Source organism: Nocardioides abyssi (genome assembly GCF_030412915.1).
GTDB classification, from domain to species: domain Bacteria; phylum Actinomycetota; class Actinomycetes; order Propionibacteriales; family Nocardioidaceae; genus Nocardioides; species Nocardioides abyssi.
Map to the genome: position 1 here is coordinate 1 of NZ_JAUHJR010000036.1, position 415 is coordinate 415.

1 pseudogene is annotated in these 415 nt (G+C 78.6%); it reads right to left on the minus strand.

The window, feature by feature from the left end:
• Positions 1-5: 5 nt before the first annotated feature.
• Positions 6-415, minus strand: a pseudogene (locus QWY29_RS19785) (hypothetical protein); the annotation flags it as partial.

Genomic DNA, 415 nt, shown 5'->3' on the forward strand with positions numbered 1-415 from the left:
TTCTTCTAGAGATCTGACGCGGCTCCACCTGCCGGGGGCCCCGCCGTCGCGGCCAGCGCCAGACGGCGGCGGCGCTCCCGCAGGCCGCGCACGGCCTCCCCGGTGACGAACCCCGAGGCCGCGCGCACGGCGCTGAGGCCGGGGTGCACGTCCCGCCCGGCGCCGATGCGGCGCAGCTGCGTCTCGTACCACTCCGACTCCCCCGCCACCCCGGCCACGGTCGGCAGGCGGTAGGCCGGCAGCTCGGCGCCGGGGTCACCGGCGAGCAGCTTGCCCGGCAGCTCGGGGTCGATGGCCAGCGGTCGGCCCAGCCCCACCAGGTCCACGGCGCCGGAGTCGAGCAGGGCCTGCATCGCCGCCCGCGTGCGGATGCCGCCGGTGAGCATGATCGGCACCCCGGGCGCCGCCGCCCTCG